The sequence below is a fragment of the Microbacterium sp. CIAB417 genome (genome assembly GCF_022788845.1).
In genome coordinates this window covers 682716-708763 of sequence record NZ_JAHZUT010000001.1, presented here as the reverse complement: position 1 = coordinate 708763, position 26048 = coordinate 682716, and the positions used below count along the sequence as shown (strand labels likewise).

Sequence of the window (26048 nt, the reverse complement as noted above, 5' to 3'; positions counted from 1 at the left end):
AAGCTCTGCGGGAGGACGTGCGCGCTGGATAGAGGGTCGAGCGAGCCGTCCGACCCTCTATTCTGCCAGATCCCCACGCCGGGCGCGAAACGCGATGTGTCCCCGCGCGTCGGCTGCGGCAGGCGGTCGTGTCAGACTGTGCTCGTGACCGTGACGTTCGCCGAATCCGCTCGCTCCACCGTGGGCATCGAGTGGGAGATCATGCTCGCCGACCCTGCATCCGGCGACCTCGTCGGGCGCGGCCCTGAACTGCTCGCCGCGCTGGAGGCGGAGAGCGCCGACGAGCGCCACACCGTCACCGGCGAACTGCTGACGAACACCATCGAGGTCACCAGCGGCGTCGGCGCCACCGTCGCGCACGCCGTCGACGACATCGCCGCGGCGATCTCCGCAGTGCGCGCGGCGACAGACCCGGCCGGCGTCGAACTCCTCTCCGCCGGCAGTCACCCGTTCGCGCAGTGGTACGACCAGCGGGTCACCGACAAGACGCGCTACCACAAGCTCATCGAGCGGACGCAGTGGTGGGGCCGGAACATGATGATCTGGGGCATCCACGTCCACGTCGGCGTGGACGACCGCGACAAGGTCTTCCCCATCATCGGCGCGCTGACCGGGTTCCTCCCGCATCTTCAGGCTCTGGCCGCCTCAAGCCCGTTCTGGGCCGGGGAGCGCACGGGCTATGCATCCAACCGGGCCCTGGTGTTCCAGCAGCTGCCCACGGCAGGGCTGCCGTGGGCGCTGAGCACCTGGACGGAGTTCGAGGGTTACCTGAACGACATGGTCCGCACCGGCGTGCTGGTCGATGCCACGGAGGTCCGCTGGGACATCCGCCCCGCACCGCGCTGGGGCACGATCGAGGTTCGCGCCTGCGACGGCATGTCCACGCTCGCAGAGCTGGCATCGGTCGCTGCGCTCGTCCAGGTGCTCGTCGAGCACTTCTCCCGGATGCTGGATGCCGGCGAGACGCTGCCGACGATGCCCGCGTGGTTCCATCGCGAGAACAAGTGGCGGGCTGCCCGGTACGGGCTCGACGCCCGCCTGATCACGGATGCCGCGGGCGAGCAGACCCCGGTGCGCGAGCACGTCTCCGCTCTGCTCGCCGACCTCGCACCGGTCGCCGTCGATCTCGGGTGCGCTGCCGAGTTCGCCCGCGTGGGATCGATCGTGAACGGCGGGGCGAGCTACGAACGACAGATCGCCGTGGCCGAGGCATCCGACGGCGACCTCCGCGAGGTCGTGCAGCACCTGATCCGGGAGTTCCGTTCGGGCCCCGAGGGCTCGATCGCCTGAGACGTCAGTCGTCGACCCAGTCGAACGTGCGCGTGACGGCCTTGCGCCAGCGCGCCACGCGGCGCTCGCGATCCTCCTCGGGGGCGGCCGGCTCGAAGCGAGCATCCTCGCGCCACATGGCGCGGAGCTCATCGAGGTCCTTCCACACGCCGACCGCGAGACCCGCAGCATAGGCCGCACCCAGTGCCGTGGTCTCGATGACCTCCGGCCGGATCACGGGCACGCCCAGCACGTCCGCCTGGATCTGCAGCAGCGTGGCGTTCGCCGCCATGCCGCCGTCCACCCGCAGCTCCGCGAGCGCCATGCCGGTGTCGGCCGCCACGGCGTCCAGCACCTCGCGCGTCTGGAAGGCGACGGCCTCGAGCGCCGCTCTGGCGATGTGCCCCTTGTTCGCGAAGCGGGTCAGCCCGAGGATCGCGCCGCGCGCATCCGGACGCCAGTACGGCGCGAACAGTCCCGAGAAGGCCGGCACGATGTGCACGCCCCCGTTGTCCTCGACCGTGAGCGCCAGCTCCTCCACCTCGGGCGCCCGCGAGATGATCCCGAGATTGTCGCGCAGCCATTGCACGAGCGAACCGGTCACCGCGATCGATCCCTCGAGGGCGTAGCGCGGCGCGTCATCGCCGAGACGGTAGGCGACCGTTGTGATGAGCCCGTTCTCACTCTCCACGATCTGCTCGCCGGTGCCCACGATGAGGAAGTTCCCGGTGCCGTACGTGTTCTTGGACTCGCCCGCGTCGAACGCCGCCTGTCCGAACGTCGCCGCCTGCTGATCGCCGAGGATCGCGGCGATCGGGACGCCGTCCAGAGCCGTACCCGTGACATGTCCGTAGACCTCGGAGGATGAGCGGATCTCGGGGAGCATACGGCGCGGGATGTCGAAGGCCGCGAGAAGCTCGTCGTCCCAGTCGAGCGTGCGCAGGTCCATGAGCAGCGTCCGGCTCGCGTTCGTGACATCCGTCGCGTGCACGCCCCCGTCCGCTCCCCCGGTGAGGTTCCAGAGCACCCAGGTGTCGGGCGTGCCGAACAGGAGATCGCCCGCTTCGGCCCGCTCGCGAACGCCCTCCACGTTGCGCAGGATCCAGGAGATCTTGGATGCCGAGAAGTACGTTGCCAGCGGCAGACCCGTCTTCTCGGCGAAGCGTCGGACGCCGCCGTCCGCTGCGAGGGCGTCGACGACGTCCTGAGTCCGCGTGTCCTGCCACACGATGGCGTTGTGCACGGGCTCCCCGGTGCGGCGGTCCCAGACGATCGCCGTCTCGCGCTGGTTCGTGATGCCGATGCCCGCCACGTCCGTCTTAGCGACCCCTGCCTGCGCGAGCGCGCTGTCGATCACCGTCAGCACGTTCTGCCAGATCTCGGAGGCGTCATGCTCGACGAGACCCGCACCGGCGAAGATCTGCTCGTGCTCCTGCTGCCCCGTGCCGACGATGCGCCCCTGGTCGTCGAAGACGATGGCCCGCGTGCTGGTGGTGCCCTGGTCGATGGCGACGATGTGCATGAAGCGTGTTCTCCCCCGTCGTGACGGCGCTGTCTGTCTCGACGACAGCCTAGGAGATGCCCGCACGTCCCCGCAGACGCCGTGCACGAACGTGCATCAGGACATCACGAGCTGCTCCGCGAGATGCTCGTCGAGCACCAGATCGGTCACGAGCTTCGTGGCGATCGCGCCGCGCAGGCTCGCCAGCTTCTGCACGCCGGAGACGACGCAGATCCGCCGGGCGGCCCGCGCGAGCACCTCGAATCCCGGTCCCGTGGCGCGGGCGTTGAGCCGGACGTCCTTCCAGGTGCCGTCCTGCCGGTAGAACACGGTGGCGATGTCTCCGACGACCTGCTCCTCGCGCAGGCTCCGGTAGTCGTCCCTGCTGAGGTAGCCGCCGATGTAGACCCGGCTCGGGACCTCCGCGAACGGCGAGCCCAGACCGAAGAGGATCACGTCCGTCCGCGCCTGGAGATCGAGCACACGCCGGGTGCTGCGCTCGCGCCACATCGCATCCTTCGTGCGCGGATCGTCGAAGAAGGCGGGCACCGGGAACTGCTGGACGGACGATCCGAAGGCCTGTCCGAAGCGATGCAGGATCTCGCTCGCGTAGTCGACGCCCGTGGTGAAGGTGTTCCCTGCGCCGTTGAGCTGAACCACCGTGGTGTTGTGCGTCTCCTTGCGCGGCAGGTGACGGCTGATGGCATCCAGCGTCGAACCCCACGCGATGCCGAGGGTCATGTTCGAGTCGAAGTACACCGGGAGCAGCCGCGCGGCGCTCATCGCCACGCGTTCGAAACGCTCCACATCCGAGAGGTTCTGCGGAGTCGGGACGACGTGGGCGGCGATCCCGAAACGAGCGCGGATCGCCTCCTCGAGTCGCATCTGCTGCCCCTGGGGCGGATGGATCTGGATCTCGACCAGCCCCGTCTCCCGAGCGTGGCCGAGCAGTCGTGAGACCGACGACCGCGAGGTGCCCAGTTCGCGCGCGATCGCGTCCATCGTCATGTCCTGCAGGTAGTACATCTGCGCCGCGCGCAGCGCCGAGGCCGCCCGCGGATCGGGGAAGGATGCCGTGTCCACGTCCGCCTCCTTGCACGTATGTGCACACCGCTTGCGCAGGTGTGCCGGTCCCCACAGGATAGAGCGTGAAGGCTCCGGGGAGGGAGACGTGATGGGTGACACGACACGCGAACGCGACGAGGTCCGGCGGGCACGCGAAGCCGGACGCGCCAGCGTCCTCATCATCGGGGCCGGCATCAACGGCATCTCGACCTTCCGGGATCTCGCGATGCAGGGCGTCGATGTGCTGCTGGTCGAACGCGACGACTTCGCCGGCGGAGCGACGGCGGCATCCAGCCACATGATCCACGGCGGCATCCGCTACCTCGAGAACGGCGAGTTCCGTCTCGTGAAGGAGTCCGTGCAGGAGCGCAACGGCCTGCTGAAGATCGCGCCGCACTACGTCAAGCCGCTTGAGACGACGATCCCGATCTACTCGACGTTCTCGGGCATTCTCGCCGCGCCCCTGCGGTTCCTCACGCACCGCCAGGGCCGCCCGACGGAACGCGGAGCGTTCCTCATCAAGATCGGCCTCCTGCTCTACGACACGTTCTCACGCGACGGCGGCACGGTCCCCCGGCACCGGTTCCACGGACGCAGGAAGTCGCTCGCCGACCTCCCGAAACTCGATCCGGACGTCAAATACACCGCGACGTACTACGACGCCTCTGTCCACGACCCCGAGCGGCTCGCGCTGGACGTGCTGCGCGACGGCGAGGACGCGCATCCGGGCGCCTCTGCACTGAACTACGTCGAGGCCGTCGGCATGGACGCACAGGGCGTGCTGCTGCGGGACCGGGAGACGGGAACGGAGTTCCGCGTCTCCGCCGACGTCGTCGTCAACGCCTCAGGCCCCTGGACGGACCTCACGAACGACGCTCTCGGCACTCCGACCGCGTTCATGGGCGGCACAAAGGGCTCGCACATCGTGCTCGATCATCCCGAACTGCTGGACGCCACGGGCGGGCGGGAGATCTTCTTCGAGCACTCCGACGGGAGGATCGTGCTGATCTACCCGCTCAAGGACCGTGTCCTGGTCGGCACGACCGATCTCGAGGCGGATCCCCGCGAGCCCGCGCGCTGTACCGAGGAGGAGGTCGACTACTTCTTCGCACTGATCGCGCACGTCTTCCCCGCGATCGCGGTCGACCGCTCGCAGATCGTCTACCGATACTCGGGGATCCGCCCGCTTCCGCACCACGACGACACGGCGCCGGGGTTCGTCTCGCGCGACTACCGGATCGAGCGCCGCCGGGATGACGGGATGCCCGCCGTGCTCAGCCTCGTCGGCGGCAAGTGGACGACGTTCCGGGCGCTCGGCGAGACCCTGGCCGACCAGGTGCTCTCGGAACTCGGACGCGAGCGCGTCACGACGACCAGAGGCGTGCGGATCGGCGGCGGTCACGGGTACCCGAGGACCCCGCGTCGACGGATCGAATGGCTCCGTCAGAACGTGGGCGACACGGTGCGAGGGCGCGTGCTCTTCGCGCGCTACGGCACAAGGGCAGCGGAGGTCGCGGACTTCCTCGAGTCGGAGCACGACGAGCCGCTGCTGGGCGATGCGCTCTCGACGCGCGAACTGGTCTGGATGGTCGAACGGGAGAAGGTCGTCCATGTGGGCGACGTCGTCTTCCGCCGCACGAGCCTGGCCTTCACCGGCGACGCGGATGCCGAGGCGGTCCGGACCATCGCAACGGCCCTGGCACCCCTGCTCGACTGGGATGCCGAGCGGACGGACGCCGAGGTCGAGGACACGCTGGCGACTCTCCGAGAGGCGCACGGCGTCTCACTCGATCACGTCTCCGTTCGTTGAGCGACCAGCGGCACCCCATCCGTTCGTTGAGCGACGAGCGAAGCGAGGAGTCGAAACGCACGGAACGCGACTCAACACCGACCCCGTTTCGACTCGCTCCGCTCGCTCAACGCACGAAAGGAAGTGACCCGCTCAACGAACGAAAGGAAGTGACTCGCTCAACGAACGAAAGGCAGCGGGCGCTCAGCCCTTGCCGAACAGCTTCTGGATCTCTGCGAGGTCGGCCTCGCTGGGCGCGGCCTGACCGCCGCCGAGACCGAAGCCCGATCCCGTCGGAGCGGCGCTGACGGGAGCACCGGCGTTCTCCGCGGCGCGCTTCGCCGGGTTCCCCGACCGCGACGGGCCCTTCGACTTGCCCTTCTTCCCGCGCTTGGCCGAGGCGCCGGGGCGTCCCATACCGGGCACCGGCCCCATCCCCGGGATCTGCGGCGTGCCCCCGCGCGCGACGGTCTTCATCATCTTCGCCGCCTGATCGAAGCGCTGCACGAGCTGGTTGACGTCGGTCACGGTCATGCCGGAACCGCGGGCGATGCGCAGCCGACGCGAACCGTTGAGGATCTTCGGGTTGCGCCGCTCCCCCGGGGTCATCGAGCGGATGATCGCCTCCGTGCGATCGATCTCGCGCTCATCGAAGTCGTCGAGCTGCTGCTTCATCTGGCCCATGCCCGGGAGCATCCCGAGCATCTTCTTCATCGATCCCATCTTCTTCATCTGCTGAAGCTGGTCGAGGAAGTCCTCCAGCGTGAAGGCCTCGTTCGCGAGCTTGTCGGCGACCTTGCGCGCCTCCTCCTCGTCGAAGGCCTGCTGCGCCTGCTCGATGAGGGTGAGGATGTCGCCGAGGTCGAGGATGCGGCTCGCCATGCGGTCGGGGTGGAACGGCTCGAGATCGTCGAGGTTCTCACCCGTCGACGCGAAGATGATCGGGCGACCCGTGACCGATGCCACGGACAGTGCCGCACCGCCTCGCGCGTCGCCGTCGAGCTTCGACAGGACGACACCGGTGAAGTCGACGCCGTCCTGGAACGCCTTGGCGGTGTTCACGGCATCCTGACCGATCATGGCGTCGATGACGAACAGGACCTCATCCGGATCGACGGCGCGGCGGATGTCGGCGGCCTGCTTCATCAGCTCGGCGTCGACGCCGAGACGACCCGCGGTGTCGATGATGACGACGTCGTGCTGCTGACGGCGTGCGTGCTCGACGCCGCCGCGCGACACCTTGACGGGGTCGCCGACCCCGTTGCCGGGCTCGGGGGCGTAGATCGTGGCCCCGGCCTGTTGAGCGACGACCTGCAGCTGGTTCACGGCGTTGGGACGCTGGAGGTCCGCGGCGACCAGGAGCGGCGTGTGCCCGTCCTTCTCGAGCTGCTTGGCGAGCTTGCCGGCGAACGTGGTCTTACCGGAGCCCTGCAGGCCCGCGAGCATGATCACGGTCGGCGGAGTCTTCGCGAACTCCAGGCGACGCTGCTCGCCGCCGAGGATGCCGATGAGCTCCTCGTTGACGATCTGCACGACCTGCTGCGCCGGGTTGAGCGCCTTGTTCACCTCGTCACCGAGGGCGCGTTCGCGGACCTTGGCCGTGAAGTCCTTCACGACTCCGAGCGCGACATCGGCATCCAGCAGCGCGCGACGGATCTCGCGGACGGTGCCGTCGACGTCGCTCGCGGTGAGCTTCCCCTTCGTGCGGAGGTTGCGGAAGGTCTCGGTGAGCCGATCGGAGAGCGTGCCAAAGGTAGCCATGGTGCTCCCGATTCTACGCGAGGGGACGGCGGTGCTCGGCGACGGAGAGGCCCGGCCGGTCCATTCGCCTCAGATCCCCCAGGGGAGGTCGTGGATCGTCCCCAGCGCGTCGAGCAGCACGGTTTCCACGCTCCCCCGGCCGGCGCCCTGTTCGGCCCACACCCTCAGCGAGGACAGCACGGCCGCGGCGTGCGCGGCTCCGAGGATGTCCGCGCGGATCACGTCGATGCCGCCTTCGACGGCGGCCTCCGCGATCGCCGCCGAAAGGCGCGCATGCCGCAGACCCGTGTCGCGGACGAGCTCGTCCTCCAGGCCCATCGCCGCGGCGTTGCGCAGCGCGAGGGCCAGCGGGTCCGGTGCGAAGTCCCGCACCACCAGGAGCAGGATGCCGCGGACGGCGTCGCCTGTTGCATCCGGCCCCAGCGACTGCAGCGAGGCGATGGCCCGGTCGATGCGCTCGTCGAGCCCGGACCACAGCACATCACTCTTGGAGGAGAAGTAGTTGAAGAAGCTCGAGCGGCTGACCCCGGCCCGGCGAGTGATGTCCGCAACCGAGGTGGACTCGTATCCCTGCTCGAGGAACAGCTCGCAGGCGGCCTCCGCCAACGTCTCGCGAGACGAGGCACGGGGGCGTCCTGCGCGACTGTCCGTGGTCATCCCTTCACCGTACCGCCTCCCATCCTCCCGAAGAGGCGTATTGTTGGACCGCATCCAACAACCGTGGAGGACAACCATGCTCGACATCCGGATCGCCGGACTCGACCCCGAGTTCATCCCCTATCTGGACGGCTGGGACCTGCAGCGGCGCACCCATGCCGATGTGGTCGCCGGTTCGCGCCCCGACACCCTGCTCCTGCTCGAGCACGAAGCGGTCTACACCGCGGGAAAGCGGACCGAGGCGCACGAGCGACCGACGGACGGCACGCCCGTCGTCGACGTCGACCGGGGCGGAAAGATCACCTGGCACGGTCCGGGTCAGCTCGTCGGCTATCCGATCGTGCGGCTGCCCGAGCCCATGGATGTCGTGGCGCACGTCCGCCGGCTCGAACGCGTGCTCATCGAGGTATTGCGGCCGCTCGGCGTCGACGGTTACCAGGTCGAGGGACGCAGCGGCGTGTGGGTGCGGCGCCCGCTCAGCGAGGACAAGGTTGCCGCCATCGGCGTCCGCGTGCAGCAGGGCGTGACCATGCACGGCTTCGCCATCAACTGCGACAACACCCTGGCGGGGTTCCGGGGCATCATCCCCTGCGGCATCACGGATGCCGGAGTCACCACGGTGAGCGAGGTGGTGGGGGCGGACGTCTCCCCCGCCGACATCGTCGAGCACGTGTCCGCGGTCTTCGCCGCCGAGTACGCGGGGGTGCCCGCATGAGCGCCGCCCCCGAGGGACGCAGACTGCTGCGCCTGGAGGTCCGCAATGCAGAGACGCCGATCGAACGCAAGCCGGAGTGGATCAAGACGAAAGCGAAGCTCGGTCCCGAGTACCAGGCGCTGCACTCGCTCGTGAAGGACGAAGGCCTGCACACGGTGTGTCAGGAGGCGGGGTGCCCGAACATCTTCGAGTGCTGGGAGGACAAGGAGGCGACCTTCCTCATCGGAGGTTCGCAGTGCACGCGGCGATGCGACTTCTGTCAGATCGACACCGGGAAGCCCGCGGACTACGACACCGACGAGCCCCGCCGCGTGGCCGAGAGCGTGCGGCAGATGGGCCTCCGCTACGCCACGGTCACGTCGGTGGCCCGCGACGACCTTCCGGACACCGGCGCCTGGCTGAATGCCGAGACCGTCCGGAAGATCCACCAGCTGAACCCGAACACCGGCGTCGAGCTGCTCGCGAACGAGCACAATGCCGACCCCGCCTTCCTGGGGCAGATCTTCGAGGCGCGCCCCGAGGTCTTCGCCCACAACGTCGAGACCGTTCCGCGCATCTTCAAGCGGATCCGTCCCGCGTTCACCTATGAGCGATCGCTGAGCGTCCTCTCGCAGGGCCGGGATGCCGGGCTCATCACGAAGTCGAACCTCATCCTCGGCATGGGCGAGGAGCCGGAGGAGGTCATCCAGGCGCTGCAGGACCTGCACGACGCGGGATGCGACATCATCACGATCACGCAGTACCTGCGTCCCACGCCGCGGCATCACCCGGTCTCTCGCTGGGTGAAGCCGGCCGAGTTCGTCGAGTTCAAGGAGGAGGCCGAGCGCATCGGGTTCCTGGGCGTGCTCGCGGGCCCCCTGGTGCGTTCGTCCTACCGCGCAGGCCGCCTCTGGGCGCAGTCGATGATCTCGAAGGGCCTGGAGATCCCCCCGCATCTCGCGCACATCGCCGAGGGCGCGGACCTGGGGTTCGCTCAGGCGGTCTGAGCGTCACGCGAGATCCGGAGGAACCGCCCAGATTCGGAGGGTTCGTCAGCATTCCTCCGGATCTCGGACTTTCCTCCGGACCTCGGTGCGGCGCGGTTCAGTCCGCGCTCATCACCGACTGCACCGAGCCGTCCGACGAGAGATTCACGAGCAGCACGTCGTCGGTGTCATCGGCATCCAGGGCGTACTCGAGCACGGCAAACGGCTCGGTCCCCCCGTGCTCGTCCGCGAGGATCGTCATGCTCATCAGGCGCAGCGATCGGATGATGTCGACCGCGGCGTCGCCGGAGACGTCGACCAGGACGTCCACGAGGTCCTCGCCGTAGACCTCCTGCTGCTGCAGGATGTACTCGGTCACCTCGCTCGTGCGGTCGTCGACCTCGGCCAGCATCCCTCGACGCGCCGTGGCATCGACGTCTTCGAGACCGGAGATGAGGGCTGCCGCGATGTCCAGCGCATCGGGCGACACATCGTCCTGGTCCGGGGCGGTCAGATCGACCGTGACGGACTGGTCGCCGAACTCCACGGTCTCCGACCAGAAGATCGATCCGTCCGGCCCCGAGGACAGGAGTCCGAAGTAGTCGTGTTCGATCGCCATACCGCTATGAAACCAGTCCCCGCCCGCTCGCGGTAGTGCTGATCACTGCCCGACCAGAGCCTGCACGAAAGCATGCGGCGTGAAGCCGGTCAGGTCGTCGATCCCCTCGCCCTGGCCGAGCAGTTTGACCGGGATGCCGGTGCGCTCCTGGACCGCGAGGACGAAGCCGCCCTTGGCGGAACCGTCCAGCTTGGTGATGACGAGTCCGGTCACGCCGGCGTGCTGGAGGAAGGACTCCGCCTGCATGACGCCGTTCTGCCCGGTCGTGGCATCCAGCACCAGCAGCACCTCGCTGATCGGCGCCTGCTTCTCGACCACGCGGCGGATCTTGGACAGCTCGTCCATCAGCCCGCCCTTGGTGTGCAGGCGCCCGGCGGTGTCGATGATGGCGATCTCGATGCCCTGGCTCTTGGCGTACTCGACGGTCTGGAAAGCGACAGATGCCGGGTCCTGTCCCTCATGCTGCGGCCGCACGATAGCAGCGCCCGCGCGCTGGGCCCACGTGGCGAGCTGGTCGACCGCGGCCGCCCGGAACGTGTCGGCCGCGCCCACCACGACCGAGCGCTGATAGCCGCGCAGGAACTTCGTGAACTTGCCGATCGTCGTGGTCTTCCCGACGCCGTTGACGCCGACGACGAGCACGACCGCCGGGCGCTCGGACAGCTTCAGCGTCGTGTCGAACTTCGCGAAGTGCTCCTCGAGGGTCTCCCGCAGCATCCGCTGCAGGTCCTTGGGGTCCGTGGTGCGGAAGCGATCGACCTTCTCGCGCAGCTCGTCGACGATGCGCTCGGTGATGTCGGGGCCGAAGTCCGCGGTGATCAGCGCCGTCTCGAGGTCCTCCCACGTGGTCTCGTCGATGGTGGGCTTGACGAACATGCCGCGCAGCGCGCGGCCGAGGGACCAGGACTTCTCCGCCATGCGTCCAGCCTACGGCCCACTAGCCTTGCAGAATGCAGGAAGCGGTTCGGCGGCTCTACATCCATGGCAGCGGTCGACAGGGGCCGTCGGCGTGGCCGTCACAGGAAGGCGGCGAGTTCCTGAGTTTCGGGACCAGGACCGTCCCTGAACAGGCCATCGTCTTCGCGGCTCGTCCCCACGGCGAGCTGGTGTTCGCGCACTCCATCGGAGCAGTCCCGGCGGTGCTCGCCGCACGGGGGAATCGGGCGAAGGGCCTCGTGCTGGTCGAACCGGCCCTCTACGACATCGCCCGCGGACATCCGGCGATCGAACGGCACATCGGCATCGTGCACGAGGCCAGGTCGCAGGCGGATGCCGGGAACCTGCGTGGATTCTGGGCCATCCTGCGCCCGTTGATGTTCGGCGGACCGTTCGACGCGTCCAACTGGGAGGCCGAGCGGCCCCTCGCCGAACGGTGGGCGACGACGACGCTGCCCTGGGGCCACGGCGTGCGGGCGTCGGCGGTGGACGGCATCCCCACGCTCGTGGTGACCGGCGGGTGGAACGAGGAGTACGAGGTGATCGCCGGATCGCTCACGCGACACGGTGCTCGGCACGTCGTGCTGACCGGTGCGCGGCACCGGCCGCAGGACGTCCCGGAGTTCGCGCCGCTGGTCGCCGAGTTCGAAGCCGCGCTGTAGCGGCGCTGCCGAGGCGTCCCGTTCCGAGTGCGGCGATCAGCTGGCCGCGGCGGCGCGATCGCCGACCCGCTGTCCGACGACGGCGGAGACGCCGTCCTGGCGCATCGACACGCCGTAGAGGGCGTCCGCGATCTCCATGGTGCGCTTCTGATGGGTGATGACGAGCAGTTGGGAGCTCTCCCGCAGCTGCTCGAACACCGTCAGCAGGCGCCCGAGGTTCGCGTCGTCGAGCGCCGCCTCGACCTCGTCGAGGATGTAGAACGGGCTGGGGCGGGCCTTGAAGATCGCGACGAGCAATGCGACCGCAGCCAGCGAGCGCTCCCCACCCGACAGGAGGGACAGGCGTTCGATCTTCTTGCCCACCGGACGCACCGCGACCTCGATCCCGGTGGTGAGCATGTCGTCGGGGTTCGTCAGCGAGATGCTCCCCGATCCGCCCGGGAACAGCAGCGGGAACACCTCGCCGAACGCCTGCTTGGTGTCCTCGAAGGCACTCGCGAAGATCGTCTGCATGCGCTCATCGAGGTCGGCGATGATCGTGAGGAGATCCTGTCGCGTCTGGGTGAGATCCGCCAGCTGCTCGGTGAGGAAGGCGTGGCGCTGCTCCAGGGCGGCGAACTCCTCGAGAGCGAGCGGGTTGACCCGGCCGAGCTGGGTCAGCTTGCGCTCGGCCTCGCGCAGTCGACGCTCCTGCACACGACGGTCGTACGGGACGCCGCCGCCGTCGGCCGCAGCCTCTTCGGCGTCCTCGACGAGGGTCCCGGCCTCGGCCGACTGCTGCTCCGTCGGGTCGCGTGGGACGAGCTGGTCCGGCCCATATTCCGCAACGAGAATATCTTCGTCCAGCGCGAGCTCACTGGCCACTCGCTCGAGCAGGCTCGTCAGGTGCAGCTTCTTCTCGTGGATCTGCAGTTCGAGTCCGTGCACGCTCTCAGTGAGTCCGGCCAGGCGATCGCGCAGGCTGCGCTCCTGGGCGCGGAGACCCGTGAGCTCCTCGTTCTGCGCCGACCGTGCGGCTTCCGCCTCGGCGAGGGCCACCCGCGCCTCCGTCACGGACCGATCGAGCGAATCCAGGATCCGCGGCAGCTCCTCGGCGACGCCGCTCGCCGCCTCCCGTTGCGCCCGCCGGATCACGGCACGTCGAGCGGCCTCGGCCGCGGCATCCCTCTCCTGCTCGCGCTGGCGCTCCAGCGCGGCGACCCGCGCCTGTGCGGATCGCACCCGTTCGCGCAGCGTCTCGATCTCGAGCCGGGCGCGCACCTCTCCCTCGCGGGCCGCCTCCAGCGCTTCCAGCAGGCCGTCTCGCGCGGAGGCGTCCAGAACGGGGCGCGGTGCCGATTCCGCCGCCTCGACCTCGGCCTTCGCCGAAGCCGCGGCCTCCTCGGCATCCGCGACGGCCGCCTGCGCCTGGGCGAGCCCCGCTTCGAGGCGCTCGCACTCCGCCACGGCGGACTCGTGCTGGACCGTGACGCGGTTGACCTGCTCGGCATAGGTCGCCAGCGCCGCGTCGTGCTCGCGCAGCAGCCGCAGGCTCTCCTTCGCGTGGCGCCGCGCGCTCTCGACGCGCTCGGACGCCTCCTCGCGGGCGTCGCGCAGCGAATCGACGATCACGCGGATCTCGTCCAGGCGCTCCGCGGCTGCATCTCGCTCAGCGGCGAGCTCGAGGCGCGATCGTTCGGAGCCCGAACCGGATCGCAGGGTGTGCGCCGTCAAGACGTCGCCACCGGTCGTGACGACCGTGGTCGTCGTGTCCGCCAGCGAGTCCAGCGCCGCACGCGCCTTACGCGCCGCGGACAGATCCTCGGCGATCAGCACGTGGGAGAGCACGCCGAGCACGCCGTCAGGGGCCGTCACGACCTCGGTCGCCGCCGTCACCCCGCCGATCCGGAGCTCGGATGCGGCCGGACCGGGCGCATCGGCGATCACGAAGTCGACGACACCGCGGTCCGCCCCGTCGATCAGCGCGATCGCATCGTCGACGCTGTCGACGAGCACTCCCTCGGCGAGGGGACCGAGCACGGCCGCGACCGCGGCCTCGAACCCGGCACGCACCTGGACGGCATCGCCGACCAGCCCACGGACACCCGGTCCGCCCGCCTTCACGATCTCGGCGGATCCGCCGGACAACGACAGAGCGCTGCTCAGCGCCGCTGTCTTCGCCGTCAGCGCGTCCACCTCGCGTTCGGCGGCGTGCAGACGCTCACGCAGTCCGTCGCGTTCGGTCTCGGCCGCCGTGGCCGCGGCCTGCGCGGCCTCGTAGGCCGCGGTGTGCTCGGCCGCCGTGCCTTCCGGGGCCTCGGCATCCTCGATCGCCTCAAGAGCCTCGGCCGCCTCGCGTCGGCGCGTGTGCGCCGCCTCGAGAGCGTTCTCCTGCCGCAGCACGGCGCCACGGACGGCGGCGAGGGCGGATGCCGCGGCCTCCGCGTTCCCCCGCAGCGTCGTCAGCCGCATGTCGTACTCGGAGACGAGTGCGCTCTGCTCGGCGATGTCCACGTCGAGCGTGTCCAGTTCCGCACGCGCCTGGATCACCTCGCGGCTGGCGGCGGCCGCGGCGTCCTGCGCGTCTCCGAGCCCCTCGGAGATCGTCGTGACCTCCTCCTTGGCCTCATCGATCGTCGCCTGCGTGACCGTCACGGTCGTCACGGCGGCGTCGTCCTCCTCGGAACCGAGCAGCGCGAGCCGCTGGTTCGCCAGCGTGTACAGGCCGCGCATGCGCTCCTGCACCTGCTCGAGCCCGAACGCGACGCTCCGAGCCGCGTCGACGGCCGCAGAGTTCTGATCGGCCTCCAGCCGCGCGATCTCGGCGCGGACCTGATCCGCCTGATCGGTGAGCACCAGTCGTTCGGTGTGGCGCTCCTGCTCCGTGCGCGTGTGATCGGCCAGAGCTGTCCGCAGCGCCACGACGTCGTCGGCGAAGATCCGTGCCTTGGCGTCCCGAACGACTGCGGCGATCGTCTGCGCCTCGCGCGCGATCTCGGCCTGCCGTCCGAGCGGCTTCAACTGGCGACGGATCTCCCCGGCGAGATCGCTGAGACGCGTGAGATTGGTCTCCATCGCATCGAGCTTGCGGAGCGTCTTCTCCTTGCGGCGGCGATGCTTGAGGATGCCGGCGGCCTCCTCGATGAACCCGCGACGATCCTCCGGAGAGGCCTGCAGCACGGTGTCGAGCCGGCCCTGACCGACGATCACGTGCATCTCGCGTCCGAGCCCGGAATCGCTCAGAAGCTCCTGCACGTCCAGCAGCCGGCAGCTCGCCCCATTGATCGCGTACTCGCTCGATCCGTTGCGGAACAGCGTGCGGCTGATGGTGACCTCGGCGTACTCGATCGGAAGCGCGCCGTCGCTGTTGTCGATCGTCAACTGCACCTCGGCACGGCCCAGCGGTCCGCGGGTGGAGGTGCCGGCGAAGATGACGTCCTCCATCTTCCCGCCACGCAGCGTCTTCGCCCCCTGCTCCCCCATCACCCAGGCGAGCGCGTCGACGACATTGGACTTGCCGGATCCGTTGGGGCCGACGATGCAGGTCACACCCGGCTCGAAGACGAACGAGGTCGGCTGCGCGAACGACTTGAAGCCCTTCAGCGTCAGGCTCTTCAGGTGCATGCGGGCACCACTCGACCGGGGAGAATCACGGCCGCTACGCTACCGGAATCCCGCGCCAGGACCGGCATCCCACACGGGACAGCGAACGATCCGACACGCCGCGACACGCCGACTTCCTGTGAGAATCCTTGACGCGACCCGCGCGGTTCGCTACCGTTGCACTCCGGATCGCCACACGAAAGGAGGTTACCGATGATGATTCAGCTCAACGCACAGGCCACAGGCCTCGATACGCACGCCTTCGGGGCGGCGCGTCCTGCGCACTCGGTAACCGCATCCTTCGGCGGCGGTCGCACCGCGCTGTCGTAGAACCGCAGCCTGAGATCGCGCGTCCTCAGTGGGCGCCTCTCCGCCGCATTCCGCGCGCCACGTCCCTCTGACCTTCCGCGTCACGGCCGTCCCTCTCCGCCGCCGTCGGATCCGCTGCCTTCGCGCACGCATATCCGCTTCCTCGGCCGTCTCCGGCTCCGCAGTCCGCGGACGCCTCGCCGTCCCGACCTCGTCGCCGGGCATCCATCACCATCACCACTGAAACGAGTACATCGTGACCATCGCACAGCTGCATCGCAGCACGTCCCACCCTCCCTGTCCCGAGGACCGGGAAATCCTCGAGATCCCCGTCCCGGTCGACCGCACGGAGCTCGCTCTGGCCGACCGGCTGTCCCTGCGGATCGGTCTCTGGCTGCTTCTGAGGACGCAGCGTCGTCGGACTCCGTCGGCGTCCATCGACGTGCCGTCGTTCTTCCCCGGCGCGCCGAACCTCACCCAGCACGAGGCCCTCACCCTGCTGACGTTCGACCTGCAGCGCCAGCTGCGCTGACCGAAGGAGACGACATGAGCGTTCCGCTCACCGACACCGCCACGCTGCACCCGCTCGTGCTTCCCGCACGGGCGGGTGCAGCCCCCACCCCGCTTCTGCGGGAGTACGCCGAAGTGCGCAACGCCTCGATCCTGGAGACGACGGGGCGCGACGACGACGCTCTCGATGCGGACACGCTGCTTCCGCTGCTCTACGGCACGCCCGACCGCGATCGACGTCAGTGGTACATCGAGCAGGACGGCGAGATCGTCGGCTGCTGCGCGCTGGACCGCTTCATGGACGACGACGGCCGCACCGCGATGATCGGCCTCGCCGTGCTGCGGCGCGCGTGGGGACAGGGCATCGGTCGCGCGGCCTATGCGCATGTCGAGTCCGTCGCACGCGAGGCCGGAGCCGAGAAGATCCTGCACTGGGCCGAGCATCACGAGGACGGATCGGATGCCGCGCCACTCGCATCCCCGACCGGGTTCGGCTCGGTGCCCGCGGACCGGGCCGCGCGATTCCTCGCGCGCAACGGATTCCGGCTCGAGCAGGTCGAGCGCGCCAGCGCGCTGACCTGGACCGCCAGCACCGTCGATCGCCTGACGACGCTGCGGGACGAGGCCGCGGCACACGCCGCGGAGTACCGGGTCGTGCGGTGGATGCTCCCGACCCCCGTCGAGTACGTCGACGGGTACGCCTGGATGAAGTCGCGCATGTCCACGGACGCCCCGGACGCCGAGCTCGGGATGCCCGAGGAGACCTGGGACGCCGCGCGCGTCGCCCGGGAGGACGAGCGCACCGCGCAGAAGGGCTGGTCGCTGCAGGTCACCGCTGCCCAGCACATCGAAACCGGTGAGCTGTGCGCGTTCAACGAGCTCACCATGAGCACGGACCCGGGATCCGTCACCCATCAGTACGACACGCTCGTGCTGGCTGAGCACCGCGGCCATCGCCTGGGCATGCTCGTCAAGACCGCCGGGCTCCTGGCCTGGCGCGACGCGCATCCCGACTCGCCGCGGGTGATCACCTACAACGCCGAGGAGAACCGGCCGATGCTCTCGATCAACGAGGAGATCGGCTTCGAAGCCTTCGCCTACGAAGGCGCCTGGAAGAAGGACCTGACATGACCGACACCCTGCTGCTCGAGGAGCTCGTCCTCCCGCAGACCCCGGATGCCGAGGACGCCGCGGACTTCCTCGCCGTCGTCGCCCTGAACAACGCCGTGTGCCGCAATGACGCCGGCACCGACGACCTGGCGCAGACGCCGGCGGAGATGCTGGCCGGATTGCGCGACACCGACGACGAGGTGCAGCGGATCTTCGTCGTGCGCGAGGAGGGGGCCGTCGTCGGATGCGTGATCGTCAGTCACGCGACGGCCGAACCGACGAGCACGCAGTTCGACCTGATGGTGCTCCCGGAGAACTGGGGGCGCGGCATCGAGGACGCCCTCCTCGCACGTGCCGAGGAGGAGACGCATGCGCTCGGACGCGCGGTGATGCAGACCTGGACGCTGCACCCCGGAGCCACCGCCGGCGCCACGATCTCTCCGGCCACGGGCTGGGGCGTCGTCGCCGACACTCCCCTCGCCCGGCTGCTCGCGCACGACGGCTTCGTCCTGGAGCAGGTCGAGCGCAACAGCGCCTTCGACCTCGCAGGCCCCATGGACGATGTGCGCCAGGCACTCGACGATTCGATCGCCGCGGCCGGGCCGGACTACCGGCTCGTCGATTGGACGATCCCGACCCCTCCGGACCTGGCGGAGGGCTATGCGTGGGCGCTGTCGCGCATGTCGACGGATGTCCCGGCCGGAGCTCTCGAGATCGATGAGGAGACCTGGGACGCGGCACGTGTCGAACGCCGTGAGGCACGGCTGACCGAGGGCGGACAGACGATGTCGGTCGCCGCCGTTCTGCACGTGCCGACCGGACGGCTTGCCGCGTTCAACGAGCTCGTCATCGGCGCGGACCGCAGCGAGGTCACGCACCAGTTCTGCACGCTCGTCCTGCGCGAGCACCGCGGACACCGGCTCGGGATGCTCGTGAAGTGCGCGAACCTGCTCCGGTGGCGCGAGATCGCCCCCGACTCGCCGCGCGTGTCCACGTTCAATGCGGAGGAGAACCGGCCGATGCTCGACATCAACGAGCGGATCGGGTTCGCTCCCGTCTCGTACGCGGGCGCCTGGCAGAAGAAGCTCGGCTGAGCGGGGATCATCCTGACGGATGACGGATGCGGCGACAACTGCATCCGCGGACGGATGTCCCGCGCCCGACGGTCGATCAGGCTGGAAGGCATGAACATCCCCGTCCTCACCGCGCAATCCCTTCAGAAGACCTTCGGCACCACTCGCGCTCTGGCGGGGGTCGACCTCGCCGTGACACGCGGCGAGTCCGTGGCGATCATGGGCGCGTCCGGGTCGGGCAAGACGACCCTGTTGCACGTGCTCGCCGGGATCACGGCGCCGGATGCCGGGCGCGTCACGTTCGCTCCGGCATCCGGCGCCGCCGTCGACGTCACCGGCATGAACGAGTCGGAGCGCTCGCGGCTGCGCCGCGAGTCCTTCGGCTTCGTCTTCCAGCAGGGTCTGCTGATCCCCGAGCTCACGGCGATCGAGAACGTCGCCCTGGCGCTGATGATCAACGGCACGCCGCGTCGTGCCGCCGAGGAGCATGCGGCCGGGTGGCTCGCCGCCCTCGGGCTCGCCGGAATGGAGCAGCGTCGGATCGGCGAGCTCTCGGGCGGGCAGGCGCAGCGGGTCGCGATCGCGCGCGCTCAGGTCACCGGCGCACAGGTCGTCTTCGCCGACGAGCCGACCGGTGCGCTCGACTCGCAGACCTCCTCCGAGGTGATGAACGCGCTGCTGTGGTCGACCACAGGACAGGGGCGCACCCTCGTGCTGGTCACGCACGACGCCTCGATCGCCGAGCGATGCTCGCGCATCGTCCTCGTCCGCGACGGGCGGATCCTCCCGACGGAGGTGGCCGCGTGAACCCCCGCGTGCTCGCGCTGCTGCTGCGCCCCGCACCGGGCGCAGGATCGATCGTCGCACTGCCGATCGTCGCGTTCGGCATCGTCACGGCTCTCGTGCTCACCGTGATCGGCGGAGCGCAGACCTTCTGGACCTGGAACGACCCCGAGGGAGTCCTGTACCAGGGACTCGCCGCGATCGCGCTCGTGCTCCTCGTCGTGCCGCTGGCGGGACTCGGCGGAGCGGCCGCCCGGCTGTCGGCGCGGCGGCGAGACGAGCGCCTCTCCACGCTGCGGCTGCTCGGCGTCGCTCCGGGCGGCGTCGTCATCGCCACCGTCGTCGAATCCGTGGCGGTCGCCGCAGTCGGCGCGCTGGCCGGCGTCGCCGGCTACCTGGCCTTGTCACCGGCGATCGGACTCATCCCGTTCCGCGGCGAGCCCCTCGGCTGGGCCGGTGTACTGCTTCCGGCATGGCTGATCGCCGTCGTCGTCCTCGGAGTGCTTCTGCTGGCCGCGATCAGCGCCGTGATCGGTCTGCGCCGCGTCGTGGTCTCCCCGCTGGGCGTGCGCATGCGCACGGACGTGCCGAAGGCGCACTGGCTTCGCGCCGTGCTCGGCGTCACGGCCGTCGCGGCCGCATTCGTCGCGATGCAGGTCTTCCCCGGCATCGGCGGGATCGTCGTCACGATCCTCGTCGTCGCGGGACTGTTCGCCGTCGGCCTCGCCATCCTGAACCTCATCGGTCCGTGGGCCGTGGCCGTGCAGGCCAGGAGGCAGTTGCGCCGCGCCGAGCGTCCGGAGCGCCTGCTGTCGGCACGCATGGTGCTGGAGTCGCCGAAGGCCGCATGGCGTCAGGTGAGCGGAGTGACCATGGCGAGCTTCATGGCCGTCTTCGCCGGCAGCGGCGTCGCAGTCATGGACGTGATGAGCGCATCTTCCGCACCGGCAGACATCGCGCTGGCCGCGGACATCCGCACCGGCCTCATCATCACGCTCATCGGCTCGTTCCTCATGGTCGCCGCGTCCGTCGGCGTGAACCAGGCCGCCGAGATCCTGGATCAGCGGGACCTGCACCGGAGCCTGCATCACCTCGGGATGCCGCTGCAGACGCTGGACAGTGCGCGTCGCCGCGCGGTGATGGCACCGCTGCTGCTCACGACCATCGGCGCCGCTCTGTGCGCGGCGCTGCTGATCTTCCCGCTGATCGGAATCGCGATGATCGTCGCCCCGATCTCCCTCGCGACGATCGCGCTCGTCGTGGCTGCGGGTGTCGCCGTCGTGTGGGCGAGCACCCGCGTGACGCGCCCGCTGCTGGCGCGGTCCTTCGCGGAGGCCTGAGCGCGGGCCGCGACGCCGGGCGCTCTGCGGCGTCCGCCGTCGGCGCCATGGTCGCCATCAGGATCGAGAAGACCAATCGCACGGCTTCCCGTGGTGGCGACGAGCGCGGACGTTCGAAGACGCGTGGAGGAGCGACGCAGACGTGTTCGTTCGTGCTGCGGGTGGGTCAGACTGTGCAGGTGATCGCCGCGATGAGCTGAATCGACTCGATCGCGCTAAGCGCCCTGCCCGTCCTGCGGGTGCTGGTAAGCAGGGAAGAGTCAGCGTCTCCGCTGGCACCGCGGGCAGTAGTGACTGGAGCGGTTCATGAACGCGTCACGCCGGATCGGGCCGCCGCACCTCGGACAGGCCTGCCCGGTGCGCCCGTAGGCGTTCAGAGAGTGCGCGAAGTAACCGGCCTGACCGTTCACGTTCACATACTGCGCATCGAAGCTCGTGCCGCCCTCGGCGAGGGCCTTGTCGAGGACGAGGCGCACCTCGCCGAGCAGACGCCGCACCGCGCGCGCCGACAACATGCGCCCCTGGGTCTCGGGGTGGATGCGCGCGGCCCAGAGCGACTCGTCGGCGTAGATGTTCCCCACACCGCTGATGAGCGTCTGATCCAGCAGGATGCGCTTGATCGCGCTCGCGCGTCGGCGGACAGCCACGACGAAGGCCTCGTCGTCGAAGTGCGGGTCCATCGCATCACGCGCGATGTGCCGGACTTGCGTGGGGATGAGGTCCTCGCCGTCGGCGACGAGGTCGTCGACGGCGAGCGATCCGAACGTCCGCTGGTCGGCGAAGACGACCGCGAGCGAGCCGTGCCGCGGATGCTCGATGCCGAGCCGGATCCGCTCGTGCCGCTCCGCCGGAGCATCCGGGGCGCGCAGAAGCAGCTGCCCGCTCATCCCGAGATGGGCCGTCAACGCGCGCTCCGCACCGGTCAACGGCATCCAGAGGAACTTGCCGCGGCGCGCGGCCGCGACGATGCCCGCGCCTTCCAGCTGTGCTGCGAAGTCGGCGGCCCCGGCGGGATGCCGCGTCAGAGCGCGCTCGTCGAGGACCGACACCGACGAGACCGTCGCCCCGACGACGGCAGGAGCGAGGCCGGCACGGACGACCTCGACCTCGGGGAGCTCAGGCACGATCGCTGAGCACCCGCCACGCGGTGAGCGCAGCGGCCATCTCGGCGGTCTTCTTGCTGGTCCCGTCTCCGGTGGTGGTGACGTCGCCGACCACCACGGTCGCGGTGAATCGACGATCGTGATCGGGACCGTCCGACTGCACCGAGTACTGCGGCGGCGGAGATCCGAGCCGAGCGGCGAGCTCCTGCAGGCTCGTCTTGGGATCCATCGCCGCGCCGTACCGCTCCGGGTCGGCGAGCAGTGGCTCGGTGAGCCGCAGCACCAGCTTGGTGGCGTGCTCGGGGCCGGCAGACAGGTACGTGGCGCCGATCACGGCCTCCATCGTGTCCGCGAGGATCGAGTCCTTGTCGCGTCCGCCGGTCTGCTCCTCGCCGCGGCCGAGCAGAAGATGTTCGCCCAGCCCGATGCCGCGCGCGACCTCGGCCAGCGCGACGGTCGAGACGACGCTGGCCCGCCGCTTGGCGAGCTGGCCTTCGTCGAGGTCGGGCTGCGTGGTGAACAGCATGACGGTCACCGCCTGCCCGAGCACCGAGTCGCCCAGGAACTCCAGTCGCTCGTTGTGCGGGATCCCGCCGTGCTCGTACGCGTACGAACGGTGGGTCAGCGCCAACGCCAGAAGCTCAGGGTCGATATCGACCCTGAGCTTGGCTGCGAGAGGCGCCGTCCCCCCGGGGACCTCCGTCACGATCCTGCGACCGTGATTCAGACGTCTGCGACCTTGCGGCCCTTGTACTCGAGGAAGAGCTCGGTGCCCTGCGAGTCGGTGACGACCTTCGCCTGGTGCGGGCGGCTGTAGACGACCTTGCCGTTCTCGACGGTCTTGACGAGCGCGACGGGCGCCGCCTTCCACTGCGCGCGACGCGAGCGGGTGTTGGAACGGGAAACCTTGCGCTTCGGGGGGTTACCGGCCATGGCTAACTCTCTTCTGTGTTCTCGGGCGCGCGGCTGTCTTCCGCACTCCCCTGGTCTGCGATCTGTTGGAGCGCACTCCATCGAGGATCGATGGGAGCGGCTGTCTCCGCCCCGGTGCTCTCGGTCAGTCGCTCACCCGTGATCGGGTCCAGACCCGGGCAATCCGGCTGACACACCGGCTGAAATGGAAGCGCCAAAACGGTCGCATCCCTGACAAGAGTTTCAAGATCCACGTGGTCGTCTTGAACCTCGAAGTCAGTTTCTTCTTCTCCAGGATACGCGAAAAGCTCCTGGAACTCGACTTCGACAGGCGCAGCGATGTCGGTGAGGCACCGTCCGCACACGCCTTCATAGGTTCCGTCGGCCGTTCCGGACACGAGAATCCCCTCGTGGACGGACTCCAGACGCACGTCGAGATCGAGGTCGGAACCCTCCTGCAAGGCGACGATCCCCTCGCCCCACTGCTCCGGGAGGGTCACCGTGAAGGCGTGTTCGCGCATCTCGCCCGGATGCCGGACGATGTCGCGGACGGGCAGCACGAAGGGGCCGTTGAGTCGGGATTTCACGCTTCGATTCTACCGGCTCAGATGCCGCGCGCTCCGGTGTCCAGGAACTCGGCCACCGCCGGCGGAACGAAGGGCGACACGTCCCCGCCCAGACCCGCGACCTGCCGGACCAGAGAACTCGAGACGAGTGCGTGCGACGGGTCGGGCAGCAGGAACACCGTCTCGATGTCCGCGAGGTGGCGGTTCACGATCGCCATGGGCGACTCGTACGCGACGTCGATCTGCGAGCGGATGCCCTTCACGAGCACCCCGGCGTTCACGTCTCGCGCGTAGTCGACCAGCAGGCCCATGCTCCACGAGCCGACGATGATGTTCCCCGGCATCCCGTCGTCCGAGATCGATCGCTCCAGCAGGCTCATGCGCTGGGCGATGGGGAGCATCGCCTCCTTGCCCGGGTTGTGCACCACGAGGACGTGGAGCTCGTCGTACAGCTTCGCCGCGCGACGGATGACATCGAGGTGACCCAGGGTCGGCGGGTCGAAGGAACCCGGCACCACGGCGATCCGGCTGCTCACTTCGACTCCTTCGATCGCTCAGTACGGCGCATGCGTCCCAGCCTAGGGCAGGAATCCCTCAGTTCTTCGCGAGCGCCGCGCGGTCCTCGGCCGTCACGCGCCGTGCGATCGCGTCGTGCAGACCGGGATGCCGGTCCAGCAGCGGATCCTCCTCGAGGATGTCCTCGGCGAGCCGCCTCGCCCTGGCGATGAGCGCGGTGTCCTTCACCACCCGCAGCAGCTTGAGCGAGGAGCGCACGCCGGACTGGGTCGCCCCCAGCACGTCCCCCTCGCCGCGCAGCTCAAGGTCGACCTCGGCGAGGGCGAACCCGTCCAGCGTCGCAGCGACCGCTTCCACCCGATCCCGGGCGAGCGTGCCCTCCTCCGCCTCGGTCACCAGCAGGCACAGGCCGGGAACGCCTCCGCGGCCGACGCGCCCGCGCAGCTGATGCAGCTGGGAGACCCCGAAGCGATCCGCGTCGAGGATGATCATGGTGGAAGCGTTCGGCACGTCGACTCCCACTTCGATCACCGTCGTCGCGATGAGCACGTCGATCTCCCCGCGCGCGAACGCCTGCATCACGGCATCCTTCTCCTCCGCGGGCATCCGGCCGTGGAGCACCGCGCGGCGCAGCTTCGCGATCCTCGGGTGCGTTGCGAGCGCCTCGTCCAGCTGGACGACACCCCAGCGCGGACCCGACGCTCCTTCCGGCGGCGGCTGATCCCCGACCTCGCCGGTCTTCGCGGCGGTGTCGATCGCGGCGCACACGACGAAGACCTGGCGCCCCTGATCGACCTCTTCCGCCGCGCGCTCGAAGACGCGGGCGAACCAGCCCGGATGCTCGGCGAGCGGGGCGACGAAGCTCTCGATTCCGGCGCGACCGGACGGCATGGTGCGGATGACGGACGTGTCGAGATCGCCGAAGACCGTCATCGCGACCGTCCGCGGAATCGGCGTCGCCGTGAGCACCAGCGCGTGCGGACTCGATCCCTTGGCGCGCAGGGCCTCGCGCTGCTCGACGCCGAAGCGGTGCTGCTCGTCGACGACGACGAGACCGAGATCGGCGAAGGTCGTCTTCTCCCCCAGCAGCGCGTGCGTGCCCACCACGATCAGAGCCTGACCGGACGCCACGCGCAGCGCGGCCCTGCGCCGTTCCGGAGCGGACATCTGCCCCGTGAGCAGCGTCGGCATCAGCTGCGGTGCGAGCTCGGGACCGAGCATCTTCGTGATCGAGCGCAGATGCTGTCCTGCGAGTACCTCGGTCGGGGCGATCAGGGCGGACTGCCCGCCGGATTCGGCCACTTGGAGCATGGCGCGCAGCGCGACGAGTGTCTTCCCCGAACCGACCTCGCCCTGCACCAGCCTGTTCATCGGCCAGTTCCCGACCAGATCCTCCGCGACCTCGGCGCCCACGGTCTTCTGATCCGCAGTGAGCTCATAGGGCAGCGCCGCATCGAACCTCTCGAGCAGCCCACCGGGCTCCGCGGGCCGGCGGGTCGCGCTCAGCATCCGCACGAACGCGCGCTGCTGCAGCAGCGCCGCCTGCAGGACGATCGCCTCGTGCATCCGCAGAGTCCGCACGGCCGGGTCGATGTCGTTGCGCGTCTCGGGCCGGTGGATCTGGATGAGCGCCGTCCTGGCGTCCAGCAGCCCCTCACTCCGGCGGACCTCCTCGGGCAGCGGGTCCGGGATGGCTCCGAGCTCGGGCAGCACCCGCTCGATGTGCCGCTGCACCGTCATGCTCGCCACCGCGGCCGTCGCCGGGTAGATCGGGATCGGGCGGGCGGAGCGGGCGTCGGCGCGCTTGCGGGCCTCCTCCTCGTCGTCGAAGAGCTCGACCTGCGGATGCGCCAGCTGCTGCTGGCCGTGATACTCGCCGACCTTGCCCGAGAAGATCCCCCGGCGGCCGGCCGTCATCTGCTGCGCACGCCAGTCGGCCTGCCCCTTGTTCTTCGCGAAGAACGTCAGCGACAGCGTGCCCATGCCGTCACCGATCCGGACCTCGACCATGGCTCCGGGTCGGTTGCGCATGACGCGCACGCTGGTGGAGAGGATCTCGGCGACGATGGTGACCATCTCCCCCACCGGGAGCTGGAGGATGGGCGTGAGCTCACCCGGGTCGGCGTAGCGGCGCGGGTAGTGCGTCACGAGGTCGGACACCGTCGTCATGCCGAAGGCGCGCTCGAGCGGCTTCGCCGCCTTGTCGCCGAGCGCGACGGTCAGCGGCGCGTCGAGACTCAAGGACATGGCTTCGAGTCTAGAAGGGACCGGGGACGTCGCCGGCAGCGTCGAGGCCGCCGTCACC

Annotated in this window: 23 protein-coding genes; 10 read left to right on the top strand and 13 right to left on the bottom strand. The window is 69.5% G+C overall.

Going from position 1 to position 26048, the window contains the following annotated elements; translation table 11 throughout:
• The first annotated feature begins 144 nt into the window (after positions 1-144).
• Entirely contained in the window at positions 145-1290 is a 1146-nt protein-coding gene (locus KYX17_RS03485) for a glutamate--cysteine ligase (protein WP_243225368.1), read from the top strand.
• A 4-nt stretch (positions 1291-1294) separates the two neighbouring features.
• Here KYX17_RS03485 and glpK read toward each other — a convergent pair whose 3' ends face one another.
• Both glpK and KYX17_RS03475 read right to left on the bottom strand, forming a co-directional pair.
• Positions 1295-2791 carry a glycerol kinase GlpK gene (gene glpK / locus KYX17_RS03480; RefSeq protein WP_243225366.1) on the bottom strand — a complete coding sequence of 499 codons (1497 nt, stop codon included), beginning with the start codon at positions 2789-2791 and terminating at the stop codon, positions 1295-1297.
• Between the two features lie 96 nt (positions 2792-2887).
• The gene (locus KYX17_RS03475) at positions 2888-3796 is read right to left on the bottom strand and encodes a sugar-binding transcriptional regulator (RefSeq protein ID WP_243226167.1); all 909 of its coding nucleotides are present in this window, start codon (positions 3794-3796) and stop codon (positions 2888-2890) included.
• Between the two features lie 148 nt (positions 3797-3944).
• On the opposite strand from KYX17_RS03475, the gene KYX17_RS03470 reads away from it, so the two are divergent.
• Entirely contained in the window at positions 3945-5645 is a 1701-nt protein-coding gene (locus KYX17_RS03470) for a glycerol-3-phosphate dehydrogenase/oxidase (protein WP_243225364.1), read from the top strand.
• Positions 5646-5828: 183 nt separating this feature from the next.
• Here KYX17_RS03470 and ffh read toward each other — a convergent pair whose 3' ends face one another.
• Both ffh and KYX17_RS03460 read right to left on the bottom strand, forming a co-directional pair.
• Complete coding sequence (gene ffh, locus KYX17_RS03465) at positions 5829-7385, bottom strand: signal recognition particle protein (RefSeq protein ID WP_243225363.1); 1557 nt, start codon at positions 7383-7385, stop codon at positions 5829-5831.
• 69 nt (positions 7386-7454) lie between these two features.
• Positions 7455-8042, bottom strand: a complete 588-nt coding sequence (locus tag KYX17_RS03460) for a TetR/AcrR family transcriptional regulator (protein ID WP_243225361.1) — start codon at positions 8040-8042, stop codon at positions 7455-7457.
• A 76-nt stretch (positions 8043-8118) separates the two neighbouring features.
• On the opposite strand from KYX17_RS03460, the gene lipB reads away from it, so the two are divergent.
• Together lipB and lipA are read left to right on the top strand one after the other, a co-directional pair.
• The gene (gene lipB / locus KYX17_RS03455) at positions 8119-8757 is read left to right on the top strand and encodes a lipoyl(octanoyl) transferase LipB (RefSeq protein WP_243225359.1); all 639 of its coding nucleotides are present in this window, start codon (positions 8119-8121) and stop codon (positions 8755-8757) included.
• Positions 8754-9743 (top strand): lipoyl synthase, encoded by a 990-nt coding sequence (lipA, locus tag KYX17_RS03450; protein WP_243225357.1) that lies wholly within the window; start codon positions 8754-8756, stop codon positions 9741-9743. Before lipB ends, lipA begins: the two co-directional genes overlap by 4 nt.
• 97 nt (positions 9744-9840) lie before the next feature.
• Here the strand turns inward: lipA and KYX17_RS03445 are convergent, their stop codons facing one another.
• Complete coding sequence (locus KYX17_RS03445; RefSeq protein WP_243225355.1) at positions 9841-10341, bottom strand: DUF2004 domain-containing protein; 501 nt, start codon at positions 10339-10341, stop codon at positions 9841-9843.
• Between the two features lie 42 nt (positions 10342-10383).
• The gene (ftsY, locus tag KYX17_RS03440) at positions 10384-11259 is read right to left on the bottom strand and encodes a signal recognition particle-docking protein FtsY (RefSeq protein ID WP_243225354.1); all 876 of its coding nucleotides are present in this window, start codon (positions 11257-11259) and stop codon (positions 10384-10386) included.
• Between the two features lie 32 nt (positions 11260-11291).
• On the opposite strand from ftsY, the gene KYX17_RS03435 reads away from it, so the two are divergent.
• Positions 11292-11939: a hypothetical protein gene (locus tag KYX17_RS03435; protein WP_243225353.1), complete on the top strand. Its 648-nt coding sequence runs from the start codon at positions 11292-11294 to the stop codon at positions 11937-11939.
• A gap of 36 nt (positions 11940-11975) precedes the next feature.
• Here KYX17_RS03435 and smc read toward each other — a convergent pair whose 3' ends face one another.
• Positions 11976-15542, bottom strand: coding sequence for a chromosome segregation protein SMC (gene smc, locus KYX17_RS03430; RefSeq protein ID WP_243225351.1), 3567 nt, complete (start codon positions 15540-15542; stop codon positions 11976-11978).
• Positions 15543-16086: 544 nt separating this feature from the next.
• Here smc and KYX17_RS03425 point away from each other — a divergent pair.
• From KYX17_RS03425 to KYX17_RS03405, 5 genes are all read left to right on the top strand, one after another.
• Complete coding sequence (locus KYX17_RS03425; protein WP_243225349.1) at positions 16087-16362, top strand: hypothetical protein; 276 nt, start codon at positions 16087-16089, stop codon at positions 16360-16362.
• Between the two features lie 14 nt (positions 16363-16376).
• Positions 16377-17471, top strand: coding sequence for a GNAT family N-acetyltransferase (locus KYX17_RS03420; protein WP_243225348.1), 1095 nt, complete (start codon positions 16377-16379; stop codon positions 17469-17471).
• The gene (locus KYX17_RS03415) at positions 17468-18544 is read left to right on the top strand and encodes a GNAT family N-acetyltransferase (protein ID WP_243225347.1); all 1077 of its coding nucleotides are present in this window, start codon (positions 17468-17470) and stop codon (positions 18542-18544) included. Before KYX17_RS03420 ends, KYX17_RS03415 begins: the two co-directional genes overlap by 4 nt.
• Positions 18545-18634: 90 nt before the next feature.
• Complete coding sequence (locus KYX17_RS03410) at positions 18635-19330, top strand: ABC transporter ATP-binding protein (protein WP_243225346.1); 696 nt, start codon at positions 18635-18637, stop codon at positions 19328-19330.
• Complete coding sequence (locus KYX17_RS03405) at positions 19327-20646, top strand: permease (protein WP_243225345.1); 1320 nt, start codon at positions 19327-19329, stop codon at positions 20644-20646. The genes KYX17_RS03410 and KYX17_RS03405 overlap by 4 nt, the downstream gene beginning before the upstream one ends.
• 260 nt (positions 20647-20906) lie before the next feature.
• Here the strand turns inward: KYX17_RS03405 and mutM are convergent, their stop codons facing one another.
• The 6 genes from mutM to KYX17_RS03375 all read right to left on the bottom strand — a co-directional run bounded on the left by mutM (position 20907) and on the right by KYX17_RS03375 (position 25990).
• Positions 20907-21770, bottom strand: coding sequence for a bifunctional DNA-formamidopyrimidine glycosylase/DNA-(apurinic or apyrimidinic site) lyase (gene mutM, locus KYX17_RS03400; protein WP_243225343.1), 864 nt, complete (start codon positions 21768-21770; stop codon positions 20907-20909).
• Positions 21763-22455, bottom strand: a complete 693-nt coding sequence (gene rnc / locus KYX17_RS03395) for a ribonuclease III (RefSeq protein WP_243225341.1) — start codon at positions 22453-22455, stop codon at positions 21763-21765. Before rnc ends, mutM begins: the two co-directional genes overlap by 8 nt.
• Before the next feature lie 17 nt (positions 22456-22472).
• Entirely contained in the window at positions 22473-22682 is a 210-nt protein-coding gene (rpmF, locus tag KYX17_RS03390) for a 50S ribosomal protein L32 (protein WP_243225340.1), read from the bottom strand.
• A gap of 2 nt (positions 22683-22684) precedes the next feature.
• Positions 22685-23182: a DUF177 domain-containing protein gene (locus KYX17_RS03385; RefSeq protein WP_243226166.1), complete on the bottom strand. Its 498-nt coding sequence runs from the start codon at positions 23180-23182 to the stop codon at positions 22685-22687.
• An 83-nt stretch (positions 23183-23265) separates the two neighbouring features.
• A complete protein-coding gene (coaD, locus tag KYX17_RS03380) occupies positions 23266-23763 on the bottom strand; it encodes a pantetheine-phosphate adenylyltransferase (protein ID WP_243225336.1) in 498 nt (165 codons plus the stop codon).
• Between the two features lie 58 nt (positions 23764-23821).
• Positions 23822-25990: an ATP-dependent DNA helicase RecG gene (locus tag KYX17_RS03375; protein ID WP_243225332.1), complete on the bottom strand. Its 2169-nt coding sequence runs from the start codon at positions 25988-25990 to the stop codon at positions 23822-23824.
• Positions 25991-26048: the final 58 nt, after the last annotated feature.